The sequence below is a fragment of the Pseudomonas sp. PB120 genome (genome assembly GCF_009761815.1).
GTDB lineage: Bacteria > Pseudomonadota > Gammaproteobacteria > Pseudomonadales > Pseudomonadaceae > Aquipseudomonas.
In genome coordinates, this window is the sequence record NZ_RWIN01000142.1 from 144,448 (window position 1) to 162,182 (window position 17,735).

Genomic DNA, 17,735 nt, shown 5'->3' on the forward strand with positions numbered 1-17,735 from the left:
AGACTTGAGGAAAGTAGCAATTTCCGAACCAGAGTCCCGAACGAGCGTTTTAAAAGCTCATACGAGATATGTCCGCGAGGGATTGTGCACGAAAACGGGCGCCAGGAAATAGCTGCACCAGGATGGTTCTTGATGACACGGATTTTTGTAGGCGCGAGCTTGTTTGCGAAGCGGTGTGTCAGGGGAATTTGTATCGACTGACAGGCCGCTTCGCGAGCAGGCTCGCTCCTACAGGGGATCCCGTTAGCCCAACAAATTTTGCAGGGTGGCCAGGTTGTCAGCTTCTTCCACCGACTTGTCCTGCCGCCAGCGCAGCATTCTCGGAAAACGCACCGCAATGCCGCTTTTATGACGCTTGGACAGGGCAATGCCTTCAAACCCCAACTCAAACACCAGGCTCGGTTTCACGCTGCTCACCGGCCCGAACTTCTCTACCGTGGTCTTGCGCACGATGCTGTCGACCTGGCGCATTTCTTCGTCGGTCAGCCCTGAGTAAGCCTTGGCGAACGGCACGAGCGTGCGTTCGCTGGCATCTGGTGGGCCGTCCCACACCGCAAAGGTGTAATCGCTGTAGAGACTGGCCCGGCGACCGTGTCCGCGCTGGGCATAAATCAGCACCGCGTCGACGCTGAACGGGTCGACTTTCCATTTCCACCAGACGCCCATGTCCTTGGTCCGTCCCACCCCGTACAGCGCCTCTTTTGCCTTGAGCATCATGCCTTCTACACCGAGGCTACGAGAGGCTTCCCGTTGCCGGGCAAGGTCGAACCAGTCTTCGCCGGTCAGCACGGGCGACGTGAGTAATACCGGGTTGTTGCAACGGGCGACGACTTGCTCCAATTGAGTGCGTCGCGTGGCTTGAGGCTGGTTGCGCCAGTCTTCACCCGCCCATTCCAGCAGGTCGTAGGCGAGGACCACCACCGGCACCTCATCGAGAATTTTCTTGCCGAGGGTTTTCCGGCCAATCCGCTGTTGCAGCAACGCAAAGGGTTGCACCGCCGGTGAGGTTTGGGCGTGCGGGTCGAAGGCGTCTTCCGTGCCCGACGGTTCGGATTTCCAGGCGACGATTTCCCCGTCGATCACCGTGCCGTCGGGCAGGCAGTGGATCAGGCTTTCCAGTTCAGGGAAGCGTTCCGTCACCAGCTCTTCGCCGCGCGACCAGATCCACAGTTGACCATCGCGCTTGACCACCTGGGCGCGGATGCCATCCCACTTCCATTCCACCTGCCATTGGCTGGCCGGGCCGAGCAATGCTTCGAATTGCTCGACGGGCTGCGACAGGGCATGGGCGAGGAAAAACGGATAAGGCTGACCGCCGCGCTGCGAATGTTCATTGACTGATTCGGCGGCGATCAGTTTCCGGTAACTGGCAGCACTCGGGCGATTGGACAGGTCGGTGTAACCCACCAGACGCTGGGCGACGCGTTTGCTGTCCAGCCCGGCCATGTTCGCGAGGGCGCGTGTTACCAGCAATTTCGAGACCCCGACGCGGAAGCTGCCGGTGATCAACTTGATGCAGAGCATCAGGCTCTGACGGTCCAGTTGCGACCACAAGGCTGGCAACTTTTCAGCGAGGATTGCCGGGGTTTCACCGCGCAGCGGTAACAGCTTTTCTTCGATCCAATTTGCCAGGCCATCGGCAGAGATGTGCGGCGCTTCGGGCAGCACCAGGGAAATGGTTTCCGCCAGATCGCCGACAGCCTGGTAACTCTCTTCGAATAACCACGGCGACAGCCCTGAAAACGCTACGGCCAGTTCACGCAATACGCGCACGGGCACCAATTGTCGGGGCCGGCCACCGGACAGAAAGTACACCGCCCAGGCCGCGTCTTCCGGCGCGGCCTGAGCGAAGTAGTGCTGCATCGCCGCCAGTTTTGCATTGCTGGACGTGGTCGCATCGAGGTCCGCATACAGTTCGGCGAATGCTTTCATGCGGGCTCCTCGGCGCTCGCAGGTTCTACGAGGCCGGCTTCTTCTTCGTCGCCGTATTCAGTGCTGAAACCTTGTGCATCCAGGCCTTGCTCGCGTAGATGACGGACCAGCACGCCGACCGAACCGTGGGTGACTTTCACGCGCTCGGCGCCGGTCTGTTCGATGGCCCAAAGCAAGCCGGGCCAATCGGCGTGGTCGGACAAGACAAAACCACGGTCGACACCGCGCCGCCGCCGCGTGCCGCGCAAGCGCATCCAGCCGCTGGCAAAGCCATCGCTGTACTCGCCGAAACGCCGCATCCAGGTGCTGGCGCCCGCCGAGGGTGGGGCGATGACCAAGGCCTTGCGCATCATCGGGTCGCTCTTTTTGATCTCGCCGGCGTAAATCGTGGGGGGGATGTAAACGCCGCTCTCGCGATACACCCGGTTCAGCGGCTCGACCGCGCCGTGGGTCAGAATCGGACCGAGGCTGGCATCGATACCGTGGAGAATTCGTTGGGCCTTGCCGAAGGAATAGCAGAACAGCACGCTGGTTTTATCTTCGGCGGCATTGGCTTGCCACCACTGATTGATCTCGGCGAAGACCTGCGCCTGAGGCTGCCAGCGGTAGATGGGCAGGCCGAATGTCGACTCGGTGATGAAGGTGTGACAGCGCACCGGTTCGAACGGAGCGCAGGTGCCGTCGGGCTCGATTTTGTAATCCCCCGAGGCGACCCAGACTTCGCCGCCGTATTCCAGGCGCACCTGGGCCGAACCAAGCACGTGGCCCGCCGGGTGGAAACTCAGGGTGACGCCGTGGTGCAGCAATCGCTCGCCGTACGGCAGGGTTTGCAAGTTGAGGTCCTGGCCCAGGCGTGCACGCAGAATGCCTTCACCGGGAGAGGCCGCCAGGTAATGCGCATTGCCGGAACGGGCGTGGTCGCCATGGGCATGGGTAATGATCGAACGCTCGACCGGCCGCCACGGATCGATATAGAAATCGCCGGCGGGGCAGTACAAGCCTTCGGGACGCGCAATGACAAGATCCACGTCGTTACCAAAATGGAGGGACTTGTTAGCTATGAGGTTTGCGCGAAGCCAGAAGTTCTATCGAAATTTCATCGGCAAAAGAAATCCCCCCCTGTAGGAGCGAGCCTGCTCGCGATAGCGGTGGGTCAGGCAACATTGAAGTCGCCTGACAGTCCGCTATCGCGAGCAGGCTCGCTCCTACAGGGGGGATTGTGGTGTGTCTTATTTGCCCGGGGTCAGGGTCAACCGCTTGTTCCCGTACACCTTGTCAAAGTTCTGCGGTTGCATCGGCAGGCTCATGTATTGCCCCTTGAGCCATGGATCGATGCTGTCGAGGTAGTTCGGGCTGGCCGGGTTGCCGGACTGGCCGGTGCCGTTCTGGCCCATCAGCGGTTCGGCCTGGCCGAAGTCGACGATGAAGCGCATGGCCGGTGCCAGCGTGGTGTTGAAATCCTGGCCCCAGGCGAACGCCGCCGTATTCAACGTGGTGTGATCGCCGCCGGCCGCGAGCGGGCCGCGGACGGTCTGGCCACTGGCGTTCTTCCATTCGTAGCGGTGCAATTTGCCCCACTGCCAGGCTTTGTGATCGCCGCCCAACTGGCTGTCGCCCGCGCTGATCGCTGCCGCCAGGCTGCGGGCGAGGATGGCCGGTTTGTCTTCTTTCTGCGGCGTGCGCGTGTCATCCCAGAACGGGCTGTCTTCTCGACCGAGCAAGTGATCCGCCTGCGCCGCGTAGGACAACATGCCGTTGGCCACGAACGCTTTCCACGCCGGGCTGCTTTCCGGGCCTAGCTCGTCAAGGAAGATCTGCTTGGTGCTTTCCTGCAGGAACAGCTCATAGATCGCCGCGTCGGTGGAGGTCGGGCTGAGCTTGCCGTCAAACGCCATCAAGCGCGCAAAAGCCTCGCGAGCCTTGTCGCGATCGGCGCCAGGCAACGCATCAATGGCCTGCTTGAGCGGCTGGGCCATGCCCGGGGCTGCGAACATCTTCTTCAGTTTGGCGGCGAAGGTCGTGGTCTGGTCGTATTGCATGCTGATCAGGCTGCGCGTGTCGTGTTTGCCCACGCCGGCCAGTTCGGCCATGCGTTCGCCACGCTCCGGTGCCGACCAGGAATTGGACAGCTGCATGCCGTAACCATGGGGGATGACCCGCTGGTTGGCGGTGCCGAGCCAGCCTTGGGCCGGGTCCTGGTCATACGGGTGGAGCATCGGGTCGGCGTAACCGTCCCAATCGTAACGACCTTCCCAGCCCGGCGAGGGCAGCAGGCCTTCGCCTTCGCGACGGTTCGGGTAGCGGCCAGTGACTTGCCAGCCGATGTTGCTGGCGTCGGCAAATACCAGGTTCAGGGCGATGGCGCGGATTTCGCGGCTGGCGTCCGAGGCTTTCTCGACGTTCTGCGCCCGGGACAGGTCGAAGAACGCGTCCAGGGTCTTGTCGTCGCTGAAGCTCGGCGTCTGCAAGGCCAGGCCAAAACCATTGGCCAGCGAAGTGCCTTGGGCGCTGTTGAGCAGCGGACCGTGACGGGTTTCGTACACCGCTTCGCGAATCGGTCGCTGGCCTTTGACGAAGTAGGTCTCGTTGCGCACGGTCACAGGCTGCCACTTGCCGCCGACTTCATAGGTGAGGCCGTTGCCCTGGCGTTTGATTTTCTCCAGGAACAGGTCCTGGTTGTCGCCCATGACCGTGGTCATGCTCCAGGCCACTTTGCCGTTGAAACCGCCGAGCACCATCGGCAAACCGGCAATGGTCACGCCCGAAGCCTGGTACTTGGGTGCGCGAATCTGCACGTAGCTGAACAACGACGGCACGCCCAACGGCCCATGGCTGTCGCTGGCCAGCAGGCTTTTGCCGCTGCGGCTGCGTTGCGGGCCGATGGCCCAATTGTTCGATGAGGTGGCGCCCAGCAGATTCAGATCGGACAGCTGGCCGGTGGCTTTGCTGATTTCAGCCAGCCCCGGGACTTGCCCGTTGAGCTTGATGCCCTGGAGTTTTTCGCCTTCGGCCAGCGGCAGTTTTTCGTCGGGGGCGGCAGGCTCCAGCCACGGCAGCTTGTCGTTGGTGACGGTCTGGGCCAGCACCAGCGAAGCGATTTCTTCCGGCAGGTTGGCCGATTGGCTGAAGTTCAGCAGGCAGAAAATCAGCGCCGAATCTTCTGGCTGCCAGTATTCAGGCTTGTAACCGGTGGCCGCCAAATCCGCCGGCAACTTGTCGCGATAGCGGAACAGGTAGGCGTTGACCCCGCGCGCATAGACTTCGAAGAAACGCTTGAGGCGCGGCGACGACGCCTTGTACAGCTCGCCGGCGCTTTTCTTCAGGTTGACCGCGCGCATGTAGCGGTCAGCGTCCAGCAGGTCTGATCCCGACATCTCCGACAAACGGCCCTGGGCCAACAGGCGCAGGGTGACCATTTGTGTGATGCGGTCGCTGGCGTGGACATAGCCGAGGGCAAAGAGCGCGTCATGGAAGCTGTTGCTTTCGATCAGCGGCATGCCCATGGCATTGCGGCGCACCGAAACGTTCTGTGCCAGACCTTTGAGCGGTTGTACGCCAGAGGTAGGGGGGAGGGTGTCCTGGGTGTTGAAGGACTGACAACCGGTCAGGCTCAAAACACCGGCCACTGCTGCGGCAACGCCGAACCGGGGAAGAAAATGTGTAAGGGCTGGCGAGGCCATGGCAAAGCTCCTGCGGGGGGTAGCGTCAGTAAAGGCGCTACGTTAGAGAGCAGGAGGTGGGCGCGCAAGCGGGGTATGGGGTTATTTCAGGATTTGTCTGATAAACCCGCCTTCAAGGCAGGTGATGTCCCTGTGGCGAGGGAGGTTGCTCCCGCTCGGCCGCGTAGCGGCCGTAATCCAGGCACTGCTTAACTGTTGAGTCAGCCGGGAGTCTGGGATGGGAGCGCTTCGCGCTCCAGCGGGAGCAAGCTCCCTCGCCACAGGGTGGTGTGTAGCCACAGGGTTGTGGATGCCTCAGGGTTTTGGTGGATTGATTTCGGCCGCCAGGGCATATGCCTTTACGGTCGCCGGGCGATTCTGGATGTGGGTGAACCAGCGCAGTACATTCGGGAAGTCTTCCAGGTTCTGGCTCTGCCACTTGTGGGAAACGATCCACGGGTAGATCGCCATGTCTGCGATGCTGTATTCACGGCCGGCGACGAAGTCATTGTTGGCCAATTGCTTGTCGAGCACCCCGTAAAGGCGCGCCGTTTCGTCGATGTAGCGCTTGATCGCGTAAGGAATTTTCTCCGGTGCGAACTGGCTGAAGTGATGATTCTGCCCGGCCATCGGCCCCAAGCCGCCCATCTGCCAGAACAGCCATTGCAGCGCCAGCTGACGGCCTCGCAGGTCCGTGGGCAGGAACTGACCGGTTTTTTCCGCCAGGTACAGCAGGATCGCCCCGGACTCGAAGACCGACAACGGCTCACCGCCATCGACGGGTTCATTGTCGACAATGGCCGGGATTCTGTTGTTGGGCGAGATCTTCAGAAAGTGCGGCTGGAACTGCTCTTTCTGCCCGATGTTGATCGGATGCACGTTGTACGGCAGGCCGGCTTCTTCCAGGAATATCGAGATTTTGTGGCCGTTGGGGGTGGTCCAGTAATACAGGTCGATCATGGAGTGCTCCAAAGCAAAAGACGTCGTTGGGGACGGACAGCAACCGCGAGCATTAGGTCGTCCTGTTTGCGATCGATGGCTTGCCTGTAGGAGGAGGTGATGTTGAAGTGCGTGAAATTCAATGACCCCGCATGAGAAAAGTCAGCATGGAGCTAAAGACCGACGCAGCATTGATCATCATCGACCAGCAAAAAGGCATCCTGCACCCCAGGCTGGGACGCCGGAATAATCCTCTTGCCGAGGAGCGCATCCTTGAGTTGCTTGAGTTTTGGCGCTTGACCGGGCGACCGGTGATACATGTGCAGCACCTGTCCCGTTCGCCGGACTCGGTGTTCTGGCCGCAGCAAGCAGGGGTGGAATTTCAGGAGCGATTTCAGCCATTGGCGGGCGAGCAGTTGATCCAGAAGCAGGTGCCGGATGCGTTTTGTGCAACGGGGCTGGAGGCGAATTTGCGCGAGGCGCGGATCGAACAATTGGTGATTGTCGGCGTGGCGACGAATAACTCAGTGGAGTCCACGGCGCGAACGGCGGGGAATCTGGGGTTTGATACGTGGGTCGCGCAGGATGCGTGCTTTACCTTCGACAAGGCGGATTATTTTGGCCAGGCGCATTCAGCGGAGGAAGTGCATGCGATGTCGCTGGGGAATCTGCATGGGGAATATGCGACCGTGGTCGATACGGTGCAGATCCTGAATTGATGTTGGCCCTAAGGGCCTCATCGCGAGCAGGCTCGCTCCCACAGTTTTTATGTCGTTCACAAAACCAGTGTGGGAGCGAGCCTGCTCGCGATGGCGATTCAACAGGCGAAAAACATCTTCGCCCGAAGTATCAAGCGCCGTGGCACTTCTTGAATTTCTTGCCGTTGCCGCACGGGCAAGGGTCGTTGCGACCGACGTCTTTCAGGGCGTTGCGCACCGGTTCCTGGTGGGCGTGGCCGCAGTTCGGGCCGTGGACATGGCCATGGTCGTGATCGTGATGGTCGTGATGGTCGTGATCGTGGTTGCAATCAGGGCCATGGACGTGGGGTTGCTGAGTCATCGGTGTTGCTCCGGAATTAAATCGGCGGGGATTATCACGCCATTACGCGCCAGGTGCACGTAGTGCGCGATGAATAAACCGGTTTCCAGTTCACCTTCCAGACGATAGGGAATGGGCTGGTCGGGTTTTTTCAGCAGCTTCACCACATCGCGAACCTTGGGCCACAAGTTGGTGCGGATCGGCACCTTGAAATAGGCGCTGCGCTTGGGGCCCACGGTAAACCAGTGCTCGTGCTCGCCTTCGGCCAGCAGCATGTCGCCCAAATGAATGCGGTACTCCAGGCCGCGGACGGTCAGGTCACTGTCGTTGGGGTTGTCGACGCGAAAGTGCAGCAGGAATTTTTGTTCGAGCAATTTGGCCCGGACCACTTCGACCTTGACCAGGTGCACTTCGGGTTCTGGCTCATCATCAGCGAACCAGGACGCACAGCCGCCGAGCCCCAGGAACAGAAGCAGAGTCAACGTCTGTAAGGCGCGCCGCCGGGTGGTCATGGTGATACCTCTCCCTTGTAGCAGCTGCCGAAGGCTGCGTCCGACTGCGTAGCAGTCGCCATTCCTGCTGACTCGGTCTACCTGAAATACGTTGTTGCCTGATTTTACGACGGCTACGCAGTCGGACGCAGCCTTCGGCAGCTGCTGCAGGTCTTCACCTCAACTGCCGAAATAACCCGCACAACACTTCTTGAACTTCTGCCCGCTGGCGCACGGGCAGGCGTCGTTGCGTCCGGCCTTGAGTTGCACGGTGGGGTCGATGAAGTACCAGTGGCCGGCATTCTGTACGAACGAGGAGCGCTCGCGATGGCTGTGTTCACCGCTGCCGTCGTGCCAGCGTGCGGTAAAGGTGACAAATGCATGTTCCGGCTGACCGCCGAAGACTTCGGAGCTTTCTACCTCGAGGCCCAGCCAGGTGCTTTGCGCGCTCCAGTCGCTGATGGACTGGCGATCGAGGCCGGACTGTTGCGCGGGCAGGGTGGTCGTCACCAGGTAGTCGATCAGGCCCAGCACATAAGCGCTGTAGCGCGAACGCATCAAAGCTTCGGCGCACGGCGCCGGGTGGCCGTCGTGGTAATGGCCGCAGCAGGCGTCGAGCAGGGTGCCGCTGCCGCAAGGGCAAATGGATGTACTCATGGCATTACCACCAATATTTCCCGAAGTTTTCCGGATTGGCCCAGAAGCGCGAATTGAGCCAGTCGGGTACTTGTTTGTAGTCAAGCAGATCGTAGGTGAACAGCGTCAGCACTTGCTCATCGCGCTGGAAACGTTCGCTGGCTTGCAGGGCCAGGGAGAAAAAATCGGTCTCCTGCCAGCCGCTGGCCGACAGATCCGCCAGCACCGCAATGCGACTGGCATTGAGGTTGCGGATGCCGCCCAGCAAATTCAGGCCGTCCTTCTTGGGCAAGTGTTCCAGGCAATCGACGACCAGCGCCAGGTCAAACCGCCGCGCCGCCAACTCGGCCGGCAAGGCGCCCGGCGCGGCACAAGCCACGTCGCTGTCGGGGTGCGCCAGTTTGAATGCTTCCAGCGCAGGGAACTCGCTGGCGCCAATTAGCAGCAGTCGCTCGGGAGCATAGCGGTCCAGCAAAGCGGCCAGTGCCTGCTGCGGAGTACGCGAAGAAATACCTGCAATCATCGAAGATCCTCAATCAGAACTGCCAAGACTAGCCTGCTCAAAGGTTCGGGCCTAGAGCGTCTTTGCGCAAAAAGTGGCGAACGTCCATGAACACGGGAAAAAACAGCAATGGCCTATTGCTGGCGGAGATTAAAGGTCGGGTCTTTACTACGTTAATCGGTTCTAAGCCGATCCTTCAGGAGAAAACTAGATGAGCATAGTTCGGACAGCATTACCCTTGGTTCTGCTAACCAGTGTGTTGACTGGTTGCGCAGGTTTGCAGAAAACCGACTGGCCGACCTGTGCGGCGGTCGGCGGTGTCGTGGGCGCAGGTCTCGGTGCAACCGAGAGCTCGGCTTGGGCGGGGTATGGCGCGCTGCTCGTCGGCGGCACGGCAGCGGCCTATTGCTGGGTTCACGGTGATGGCGACGAAGACGGCGATGGCGTACCGGATAGCCGCGACAAGTGCCCTGGCACACCTCACGGCGTGAAAGTCGATGCTGACGGTTGCCCTCCACCTGTACCTGCACCAGTGGTCGAAGAGGCTGTGGTGGTCAAGGAAGAAGTCATTGTTATCCGTGATGTTCACTTCCAGTTCGACAAGGCCACGCTCACTCCTTCGGACAAACAGGTGCTCGACAAGATTGCCACGCGCCTGAAACAGGAAGCGCCGACTGCGCAGCTGACTGTTACCGGCCACACCGACAGCGTCGGCAGCGATGCCTACAACCAGAAACTGTCGGATAAACGCGCTCACTCGGTGGTTGAGTACCTCATCCAGCAAGGCGTACCACGCAGCAGTTTCGTGTCTGTTTCCGGTGCCGGTGAAAGCCAGCCGGTGGCCGATAACAAAACCGCAGACGGTCGCGCGCAAAACCGTCGTACCGAAATCAAAATCAACCGCTAGCCCCCTCACATCCGCGGCTTGTGCAGTCGCGGATGCGGGTCTTTACTCCTGTGTAACCGGCATCGGCCGGTAACACAGGAGCTTTCCCCATGAGCGTTCTTTCACGGACCGTCTTGCCGGTTCTGCTGCTTGGCAGCCTGTTAACCGGTTGCGCTACTCACAGCGATGGCACTGCCCCCCTCAATCAACGAACCTGGCCGATCTGCAGCGTCATTGGCGGACTGGTCGGTGGAGGCCTGGGTGCGATCGAAAGTGGCGGTTGGGCGGCCGGCGGAGCAGCGCTCGGTATCTTGACCGGTGGCTTGATCTGTTACGCCCAGGACGGCGACGAAGACGGCGACGGTGTTTTCGACCGACGTGACCGTTGCCCCGATACCCCCGCCAATACCCCCGTCGACCATCACGGTTGCCCGCTGCCGCAGTACCCGGCCAGCGTCAAACCGGCCGAACCGGTGCCCGAAGAAGTCATCACCCTGAGCGACGCGGGTGACGTTCTGTTTGCGTTCAACAAGTCCGACCTGACCCCGGCGGCGCAAAGCAAGCTGGACTCGCTGATGGGCAAACTGCAAAGCGCCGATGTGGTGAGCATCAAAGTGATCGGCCATACCGACAGCGTGGGCTCGGATACCTACAACCAGACCCTTTCGGAACGCCGCGCCAGCAGCGTGGCGGCCTACCTGCTGCAACAGGGCCTGGCGCCGGGCAAACTGACCAGTGAAGGCAAGGGCGAAAGTCAGCCCGTCGCTGACAACGACACTGAAGAGGGGCGTGCCAAAAACCGTCGCGTGGAGCTGCACATCAATCGCTGAGCCCCGTGATAGAGCCGTCGGACAGCCATTGATGCTGATCCGACGGCCATTCGGCGGACGTCATGAAGAATTTTCCGTTGCCCTCTGGCTTATCCCGCATGGAAGCCGTTACTGTGCGCGCAAAGAATAATTATCGACGGGGGCGCGTATGAAGGTGTTTTGGTGGCTGGGGAAGCTGTTGACCCTGGTGTTCTGGCTGGTGGTGCTGACCAATCTGCTCATTCCGTTTGTCCATCCGTTGCATTTTTTGCTCAACGTGGCCGGCAGCCTGTTGGCGGCGCTTCATCTGCTTGAGGTGGTGTTCTGCAACCGCAGCCTCAAAGGTCGCGCTCACCCTTGGCTCGATCGCCTGAAGATTGTCTTTTTCGGCGTTTTTCACCTGCAAACCATCCCCGCTCCGACCGCACCTAAGGCTTCCCATGCGTAAATTTTGTCTGCTTGCCGCACTCGTCAGCCCGTTCGCCTGCGCCCAAGTGGTGAGTGTCGAAACCAATTCCCTGATGCGCCTGCCCAACACTGCCAGCACCTTGCAACTCGAACGCCTGGAAGTGGCTGATTACGGCACGTTGCTGATTCCTTCGAACGTGACCGAGGTTACGGTCGGCGAATTGCACCTGGGGCGTGATGCGCGGATTGCCATCGTGCCCAGCGAAAAGCCTCTGGAATTGAAGGTCAGTCGCGCCAATCTGTCCGAGGGCAGCCAGATCACCGCTCGCGGTGCGCCGGGGACTTACCTCAAGGCAGCCCGTTCGGGGCGCAATCTGAACCTGCAGATCAAGGCATTGAATGCCTCGCAGTTGATGGTCGACGCACGTGGTGGTGCGGGCGCGCCGGGTTTTGTCGGTCTTGATGGTGCCAATGGTCAGGCGCCGGGTTGCACCTGGGGCCAGGCCGGTCGCGGTGCCGATGGCAGTGACGGCAGCAACGGTCAGCCAGGTGCGGCTGGCGCGCTGGTGAGGCTGGAAGTGCCGCGTGATTATCCAGCGGAGCAGATCAAGGTGCAGGTCGCTGGTGGCGCTGGCGGCGTGGCCGGTCCTGGCGGCAAGCCGGGGGCGGGCGGCAAGGCCAAGGGTTGCTTCATCTATAAGGCCGATGGCGGCAAGAGCGGCAAGCCTGGCGCTGACGGCCAGCCAGGGCCAGCCGGTGCGGCGGGTTCGGTGACGGTTCAGCGGTTGTAAGGATCACCAGAAAACCTGTGGCGAGGGAGCTTGCTCCCGCTCGGCTGCGCAGCAGTCGTACTTCCGGAATCTGCGGTTTGGGGCCGCTGTGCGACCCAGCGGGAGCAAGCTCCCTCGCCACAAGTGTTCATTTCTAAAACATCGGTCGCGCCGCAGCAATCGCCACCAACACCAGCCCGATCAGCAAATTGATCCCCACCAACTTGCGAATTTTCCCCAGCACCGCAGCCCCCGCCGGCCAATCCTGGGCCGCCACCGCCGTGCGCAGTTCCGGCAACAGCAACGCCTGAATCCGGATAAACAGCGCGGTCATCACCACGTACAACCCCATCATCACCTGTACGTACCGCGGCGCCGCTTCAAAGCCGGCGAACTGCAAATGAATCATGCCCACTCCGCTGACCGGCAACAGCACCACCGCCACCCAGACCCAGCGGAAAAAACCTTGAAACACTTCTACCCACAGCTTCAAGCGGGCCGGGCCTTCAAGGGCCTTCATGGCGGCGGGACGCAGCACCATCCAGGCGAAAAACATGCCGCCGACCCACACCAGGGCGGACAGGACATGCAGGGTGTAAACGATGCCAAAAGGTGTCATTGGGGTACTCCGTTCTGCGCGGGATTAATTAGCGGGGTATGATAGCGGCCGAATCGAACCACTGAAAATTTATCCAGCGTTTTTAGCGCCCGACAATCCATGATCAGCACCGAACTCAAAACCACGATCCAGGGCGCCTACTCGCGTTTTCTCGAAGCCAAGAGCCTGAAACCGCGCTACGGCCAACGCCTGATGATTGCCGAAGTTGCCAAGGTCCTCGGTGATATTGACACCGACGACGAAGGTCGGCGCAGTGGCGACCCCGCGATTGTCGCGGTGGAAGCCGGCACCGGTACCGGCAAGACCGTGGCTTACAGCCTGGCGGCCATCCCGACTGCGAAGGCGGCCGGCAAACGGCTGGTGATCGCGACGGCCACCGTGGCCCTGCAAGAGCAGATCGTCTACAAGGATCTGCCCGACCTGATGCGCAACAGCGGGCTCAATTTCAGCTTCGCCCTGGCCAAGGGGCGTGGGCGTTACATGTGCCTGTCCAAGCTCGACATGTTGCTCCAGGAAGGTCACGCGCAAACCGCCACGGCGCAATTGTTCGAAGAAGAAGGCTTCAAGATCGAAGTCGACGAGGCCAGTCAGAAGCTGTTCACCAGCATGATCGAAAAGCTTGCCGGTAATAAGTGGGACGGCGATCGCGACAGCTGGTCCACCGCGCTGGAAGACGCCGATTGGGCGCGCTTGACCACCGATCACAGCCAGTGCACCAACCGCCATTGCCCGAACTTCGGCCAGTGCGCCTTCTACAAGGCCCGCGAAGGCATGGGCAAGGTCGACGTGATCGTCACCAACCACGACATGGTCCTGGCCGACCTGGCCCTCGGCGGTGGTGCCGTACTACCCGACCCGCGCGACACCATCTATGTCTTCGACGAAGGCCATCACCTGCCGGACAAGGCCATCGGTCACTTCGCCCACTACACGCGCCTGCGATCCACCGCCGACTGGCTGGAAACCACCGCCAAGAACCTCACCAAACTGCTCGCCCAGCACCCGCTGCCGGGCGATCTGGGCAAGTTGATCGAGCAGGTGCCGGAACTGGCCCGTGAGATCAAGACCCAGCAGCAGTTCATGTTCACCGCGTGTGAGCAGGTCGCCGATTTCAAACCCGGGGAAGACGTCGAAGGCCGCGAGCGGCCGCGTCACCGCTTTGTCGGCGGGGTCATTCCCGAGCACATGCGCGAAATGGGCGTCGAGTTGAAGAAGGGCTTTGCCCGTCTTACCGACCTCTTCACCCGGCTGACCGAACTGCTCAAGGAAGGCATGGACGGCGAGGTCAACATCGGCATCGCGAGCAACCAGGCGGAAGAGTGGTATCCGTTGTTCGGCAGCCTGTTGTCGCGTTCATCGGGCAACTGGGAGTTGTGGGTCGCGTTCACCGCTGAAGACCCGGAAGACAACCCGCCCATGGCCCGTTGGCTGACCCTGGCCGAAAGCGGTTCGCTGTTCGACATCGAGGTCAACGCCAGCCCGATCCTCGCGGCGGAAATGCTCCGTCGCAACTTGTGGAACGTGGCTTACGGTGCGCTGGTGACCTCGGCGACCCTGACCGCGCTCGGCACGTTCGACCGCTTCCGCATGCGCGCCGGGCTACCCAAAAAAGCCGTGACGGCCGTGGTCCCGAGCCCGTTTCATCACGCCGACGCGGGCGTGCTGCGAGTGCCGGACCTGAAAGCCGATCCACGGGATGCGCCGGCCCATACCGCCGCGATCATCCGGGACCTGCCGCAGTTAGTTGAAGGCTCGCGCGGTACGCTGGTGCTGTTCTCGTCGCGTAAACAGATGCAGGACGTGTTCGACGGTCTTGATCGCGACTGGCGCAAGCAAGTGTTCATCCAAGGCAACCTGTCGAAACAGGAAACTCTGAACAAGCACAAGGCGCGCGTCGATGGAGGCGATTCCAGCGTGCTGTTCGGCCTGGCGAGTTTTGCCGAAGGGGTCGACTTGCCGGGCGCGTATTGCGAGCACGTGGTCATCGCCAAAATTCCATTCTCGGTGCCCGACGACCCGGTCGAAGCGGCGCTGGCCGAGTGGATCGAAGCCCGGGGCGGCAATCCGTTCATGGAAATCTCCGTGCCGGACGCCTCGCTGAAACTGGTCCAGGCCTGCGGTCGCTTGCTGCGCACCGAAGAGGACCGGGGCACCATCACCTTGCTCGACCGGCGCCTCGTGACCCAGCGCTACGGCAAAGCGATCCTCAACGCGCTGCCACCCTTCCGACGTGAAATTTCCTGATACACCGGTGGGCAATTGCGCCCACCGCGTTGTCTATCTCTCTACCATCGCTTTTCCATTGGCCATTGTTGGTCGTTAGGGAGAATTTCGTTCTCATGATTCGCCGTTCGCTGCCTGCCGTATTTGCCCTGATGTTCTCAGCCCCTTTGCTGGCGGCCCCTGCCGGCCAGCAGACGCTGTTCAATTTTGTGCGACCTGCCGACGTGGTCCAGGTGGCGACTCAGGATGCCAGCCTGCCGCAATCCAATGCCGAGCAAACGGCCGAGGGCGAAGTCTTGCGCCGGGTGACGTTCAATCCGGTGGCGCAACCGTCGCTGCGCCTGACCCCGCAAACCGGCGCGTGGGACTGGTCGCAATCGGGGGCCATGAGTTTGCGGATCCAGAGCGCAATGAACTGGGCCGTGACCCTCTACGTGAAAATCCAGAGCAACGACGGCAAGACGCTGGTCAGCCGCGTCGATCTGCCGGCCGGCCCCGCGCAAACCTTGCTGGTGCCACTGGTGGCGAGTTCGCCCCTGAGCCAGGGCATGAAGGCCGGGCCGTTGATGCCGATGACGGTCGACGGTCAGCGCGTGTTGCTGGCCAGCAGTGCCGGAGAGCTGGATCGCAGTCAGGTGGTGTCGGTGACCTTGTCGATGGATCAGCCGAAAGTCGCGCAGAGTATTCTGCTGGAGCGTTTTGGTGTGCAGGAAGGCGAGGCGGCGACCCAGGCGGTGTATGCCAATCTGATGGACGCTTATGGGCAATCCACCCGCGCCAAATGGCCAGAAAAGATCAGCAGCGATGAACAACTGAAAAGCGCCGCCGCCAAGGAACAGCAACAACTGAAAACCTGGCTGGCCGAGCGCGAGAAATCCTCGCTGGACAAGTTCGGAGGCTGGAACAAAGGCCCGGCGTTCAAGGCCAGCGGTTTTTTCCGCACTGAAAACCGTGACGGTCGCTGGTACCTGGTGACGCCGGAAGGGCATCCGTTCTACTCGCTGGGGGTCAACACCGTGACCCCGGACGTCAACCAGACCTATATCGCCGGTCGCGAGTGGATGTTCGAATCCCTGCCCAAGCCTGACGAGCCATTGGCCAGCCACTATGGCGAAGGCGACAACCGTGGCGGCAACGGCGTCGATCAGGGCCGAGCCTATAACGCCGGTCGTTGGTATGACTTCTATGGCGCCAACTTGCAGCGTTTGTATGGCAACCCTTGTGTACTCGGCAGCGACACCAAGGCCGGGGTCGCCGAAGCGGCCAAGGCTGACGCGGTAGAAGCGACCGTCGAGAAGGCCGCCGAGCAACCGGTTAAGCCTTCAACTGCCGAGTCTGGCGTTGCCGAAGCAGCCAAGGCCGGCGCCGCCGAAGCGACCGTGGCGAAAGCCGTCGAGCAAGCCCCCGCCGAGCCCTGTAAAGCCGTTTTTGATGAGCAACGCTGGGCCAGTCAGACCCTCGATCGCCTGCAAGCCTGGGGCTTCAACACCCTCGGCAACTGGAGTGCGCCGGCCTTGGCTAATGCGGACCGCGTGCCTTACACCTTGCCGTTGTCGATCGTTGGCGATTACGCCAGCATCAGCACCGGCTCCGACTGGTGGGGCGGCATGCCTGATCCGTTCGACCCGCGCTTCGCCATGGCCACCGAGCGGGCCGTGGCCATCGCTGCCCGTGATCATCGCGACGATCCATGGTTGATCGGCTACTTCGCCGACAACGAATTGGCCTGGGCCGGTCCCGGTGACGATCCGAAAGCCCGTTATGCGCTGGCTTATGGCACCTTGAAAATGACCACCGACGTGCCGGCCAAACGCGCGTTCCTCAAGCAGCTGCGTGACAAATACCGCAACCAGGCCGGTCTTTCCAAAGCCTGGGGCATCGACTTGCCGGCCTGGGAATTGATGGAAGACCCGGGCTTTGTGCCGCCGCTGCCAAGCGCCGAACACCCGGAAATCGAAGCCGACTTCAAATACTTCCAGAAAGTATTCGCTGACACTTATTTCAAGACCATTTCCGATTCACTCAAGTGGCACGCGCCAAACCAGCTGTTGCTGGGCGGTCGCTTTGCCATCAGCACGCCGGAAGCCGTCGAGTCCTGCGCCCAGTACTGCGATGTGTTGAGCTTCAACCTGTACACGCTGCAACCCCAGGACGGTTATGACTTCGCTGCACTGCGCAGCCTCGACAAACCGGTGCTGATCACTGAATTCAACTTTGGCTCGACGGATCGCGGCCCGTTCTGGGGCGGCGTGACGCAATTGGCTAAAGAAGAGGACCGAGGCCCGGCATACGCCAACTTCCTGAAACAGGCGCTGAGCGAGCCGTCGATTGTCGGCGTGCACTGGTTCCAGTACCTCGATCAACCGGTGACAGGTCGTTTGCTCGATGGCGAGAATGGCCACTTTGGCCTGGTCGGGATCACCGATCTGCCGTTCCAGGGCTTTGTCGACAGCGTGCGCAAAAGCAACCTGGCGACCGTCGATCAGTTGAGCAAAGAGGCCGAGAAGGCCCAGGCTGAAGCCGATAAGGCCAGCCACAATGCCGAAGGCGGCCGCAAAGGCGAGGCCGGCAAAGGGGCGGGGCAGGGCGCGGGTCATGCGGGTGGGCATTCGGGCAATGGCCACTGAGGCCTGATCTACCGCGTTATCGTTCATCGCGAGCAGGCTCGCTCCCACATTGGTTCAGCGTGAACCCTGTGGGAGCAAGCCTGCTCGCGATGGGGCCCTGAAAGACGCCAAACATTTGCGATCCAATCCACGGGCAACCGACCGCCCAGCCCAACCCTGTTCCCAAAACCTTCAATGGCTGGAACAATGCCGGCCA

General features: G+C 61.1%; 16 protein-coding genes. 7 read left to right on the plus strand and 9 right to left on the minus strand.

The window, feature by feature from the left end; all coding sequences use genetic code 11:
* Positions 1-243 precede the first annotated feature (243 nt).
* The 4 genes from EJA72_RS26535 to EJA72_RS26550 all read right to left on the minus strand — a co-directional run bounded on the left by EJA72_RS26535 (position 244) and on the right by EJA72_RS26550 (position 6,551).
* Positions 244-1,932: an ATP-dependent DNA ligase gene (locus EJA72_RS26535; protein WP_157714833.1), complete on the minus strand. Its 1,689-nt coding sequence runs from the start codon at positions 1,930-1,932 to the stop codon at positions 244-246.
* Positions 1,929-2,960 (minus strand): ligase-associated DNA damage response exonuclease, encoded by a 1,032-nt coding sequence (locus tag EJA72_RS26540; protein ID WP_178129597.1) that lies wholly within the window; start codon positions 2,958-2,960, stop codon positions 1,929-1,931. The genes EJA72_RS26535 and EJA72_RS26540 overlap by 4 nt, the downstream gene beginning before the upstream one ends.
* Before the next feature lie 201 nt (positions 2,961-3,161).
* Positions 3,162-5,612: a penicillin acylase family protein gene (locus EJA72_RS26545; RefSeq protein WP_157714834.1), complete on the minus strand. Its 2,451-nt coding sequence runs from the start codon at positions 5,610-5,612 to the stop codon at positions 3,162-3,164.
* Between the two features lie 294 nt (positions 5,613-5,906).
* Positions 5,907-6,551, minus strand: coding sequence for a glutathione S-transferase N-terminal domain-containing protein (locus tag EJA72_RS26550; protein ID WP_157714835.1), 645 nt, complete (start codon positions 6,549-6,551; stop codon positions 5,907-5,909).
* A 146-nt stretch (positions 6,552-6,697) separates the two neighbouring features.
* Between EJA72_RS26550 and EJA72_RS26555 the strand changes: the two genes are divergently transcribed.
* Positions 6,698-7,249: a cysteine hydrolase family protein gene (locus EJA72_RS26555; RefSeq protein WP_157714870.1), complete on the plus strand. Its 552-nt coding sequence runs from the start codon at positions 6,698-6,700 to the stop codon at positions 7,247-7,249.
* A 130-nt stretch (positions 7,250-7,379) separates the two neighbouring features.
* On the opposite strand, the gene EJA72_RS26560 is transcribed toward EJA72_RS26555, so the two are convergent.
* From EJA72_RS26560 to EJA72_RS26575, 4 genes are all read right to left on the minus strand, one after another.
* Complete coding sequence (locus tag EJA72_RS26560; protein WP_007906737.1) at positions 7,380-7,589, minus strand: SEC-C metal-binding domain-containing protein; 210 nt, start codon at positions 7,587-7,589, stop codon at positions 7,380-7,382.
* A complete protein-coding gene (locus tag EJA72_RS26565; RefSeq protein ID WP_157714836.1) occupies positions 7,586-8,080 on the minus strand; it encodes an LEA type 2 family protein in 495 nt (164 codons plus the stop codon). Before EJA72_RS26565 ends, EJA72_RS26560 begins: the two co-directional genes overlap by 4 nt.
* A gap of 159 nt (positions 8,081-8,239) precedes the next feature.
* The gene (locus EJA72_RS26570) at positions 8,240-8,716 is read right to left on the minus strand and encodes a YchJ family protein (protein ID WP_157714837.1); all 477 of its coding nucleotides are present in this window, start codon (positions 8,714-8,716) and stop codon (positions 8,240-8,242) included.
* Between the two features lie 4 nt (positions 8,717-8,720).
* Positions 8,721-9,218, minus strand: a complete 498-nt coding sequence (locus tag EJA72_RS26575) for a DUF6231 family protein (protein ID WP_157714838.1) — start codon at positions 9,216-9,218, stop codon at positions 8,721-8,723.
* A 190-nt stretch (positions 9,219-9,408) separates the two neighbouring features.
* Between EJA72_RS26575 and EJA72_RS26580 the strand changes: the two genes are divergently transcribed.
* The 4 genes from EJA72_RS26580 to EJA72_RS26595 all read left to right on the plus strand — a co-directional run bounded on the left by EJA72_RS26580 (position 9,409) and on the right by EJA72_RS26595 (position 12,091).
* The gene (locus EJA72_RS26580; RefSeq protein WP_157714839.1) at positions 9,409-10,104 is read left to right on the plus strand and encodes an OmpA family protein; all 696 of its coding nucleotides are present in this window, start codon (positions 9,409-9,411) and stop codon (positions 10,102-10,104) included.
* Between the two features lie 89 nt (positions 10,105-10,193).
* A complete protein-coding gene (locus tag EJA72_RS26585) occupies positions 10,194-10,913 on the plus strand; it encodes an OmpA family protein (RefSeq protein WP_157714840.1) in 720 nt (239 codons plus the stop codon).
* Between the two features lie 148 nt (positions 10,914-11,061).
* Positions 11,062-11,340 carry a DUF1145 domain-containing protein gene (locus tag EJA72_RS26590; protein WP_157714841.1) on the plus strand — a complete coding sequence of 93 codons (279 nt, stop codon included), beginning with the start codon at positions 11,062-11,064 and terminating at the stop codon, positions 11,338-11,340.
* Positions 11,333-12,091 carry a collagen-like protein gene (locus EJA72_RS26595; RefSeq protein ID WP_157714842.1) on the plus strand — a complete coding sequence of 253 codons (759 nt, stop codon included), beginning with the start codon at positions 11,333-11,335 and terminating at the stop codon, positions 12,089-12,091. Before EJA72_RS26590 ends, EJA72_RS26595 begins: the two co-directional genes overlap by 8 nt.
* A 133-nt stretch (positions 12,092-12,224) precedes the next feature.
* Here the strand turns inward: EJA72_RS26595 and EJA72_RS26600 are convergent, their stop codons facing one another.
* Complete coding sequence (locus EJA72_RS26600; RefSeq protein ID WP_157714843.1) at positions 12,225-12,689, minus strand: CopD family protein; 465 nt, start codon at positions 12,687-12,689, stop codon at positions 12,225-12,227.
* A 99-nt stretch (positions 12,690-12,788) separates the two neighbouring features.
* Between EJA72_RS26600 and dinG the strand changes: the two genes are divergently transcribed.
* Positions 12,789-14,933, plus strand: coding sequence for an ATP-dependent DNA helicase DinG (dinG, locus tag EJA72_RS26605; RefSeq protein ID WP_157714844.1), 2,145 nt, complete (start codon positions 12,789-12,791; stop codon positions 14,931-14,933).
* Between the two features lie 95 nt (positions 14,934-15,028).
* On the plus strand, positions 15,029-17,539 hold the full coding sequence (locus EJA72_RS26610) for a beta-galactosidase (protein ID WP_157714845.1): 2,511 nt from the start codon (positions 15,029-15,031) through the stop codon (positions 17,537-17,539).
* Positions 17,540-17,735 lie beyond the last annotated feature (196 nt).

What these genes read in the sequence shown, in the direction of transcription:
- EJA72_RS26545 (WP_157714834.1), bottom strand. Translation starts at nt 5,612, where the DNA reads ATGGCCTCGCCAGCCCTTACACATTTTCTTCCCCGGTTCGGCGTTGCC.
- EJA72_RS26570 (WP_157714837.1), bottom strand. Translation starts at nt 8,716, where the DNA reads ATGAGTACATCCATTTGCCCTTGCGGCAGCGGCACCCTGCTCGACGCC.
- dinG (WP_157714844.1), top strand. Translation starts at nt 12,789, where the DNA reads ATGATCAGCACCGAACTCAAAACCACGATCCAGGGCGCCTACTCGCGT.
- EJA72_RS26550 (WP_157714835.1), bottom strand. Translation starts at nt 6,551, where the DNA reads ATGATCGACCTGTATTACTGGACCACCCCCAACGGCCACAAAATCTCG.
- EJA72_RS26555 (WP_157714870.1), top strand. Translation starts at nt 6,698, where the DNA reads ATGGAGCTAAAGACCGACGCAGCATTGATCATCATCGACCAGCAAAAA.
- EJA72_RS26585 (WP_157714840.1), top strand. Translation starts at nt 10,194, where the DNA reads ATGAGCGTTCTTTCACGGACCGTCTTGCCGGTTCTGCTGCTTGGCAGC.
- EJA72_RS26565 (WP_157714836.1), bottom strand. Translation starts at nt 8,080, where the DNA reads ATGACCACCCGGCGGCGCGCCTTACAGACGTTGACTCTGCTTCTGTTC.
- EJA72_RS26535 (WP_157714833.1), bottom strand. Translation starts at nt 1,932, where the DNA reads ATGAAAGCATTCGCCGAACTGTATGCGGACCTCGATGCGACCACGTCC.
- EJA72_RS26580 (WP_157714839.1), top strand. Translation starts at nt 9,409, where the DNA reads ATGAGCATAGTTCGGACAGCATTACCCTTGGTTCTGCTAACCAGTGTG.
- EJA72_RS26600 (WP_157714843.1), bottom strand. Translation starts at nt 12,689, where the DNA reads ATGACACCTTTTGGCATCGTTTACACCCTGCATGTCCTGTCCGCCCTG.
- EJA72_RS26590 (WP_157714841.1), top strand. Translation starts at nt 11,062, where the DNA reads ATGAAGGTGTTTTGGTGGCTGGGGAAGCTGTTGACCCTGGTGTTCTGG.
- EJA72_RS26595 (WP_157714842.1), top strand. Translation starts at nt 11,333, where the DNA reads ATGCGTAAATTTTGTCTGCTTGCCGCACTCGTCAGCCCGTTCGCCTGC.
- EJA72_RS26610 (WP_157714845.1), top strand. Translation starts at nt 15,029, where the DNA reads ATGATTCGCCGTTCGCTGCCTGCCGTATTTGCCCTGATGTTCTCAGCC.
- EJA72_RS26560 (WP_007906737.1), bottom strand. Translation starts at nt 7,589, where the DNA reads ATGACTCAGCAACCCCACGTCCATGGCCCTGATTGCAACCACGATCAC.
- EJA72_RS26575 (WP_157714838.1), bottom strand. Translation starts at nt 9,218, where the DNA reads ATGATTGCAGGTATTTCTTCGCGTACTCCGCAGCAGGCACTGGCCGCT.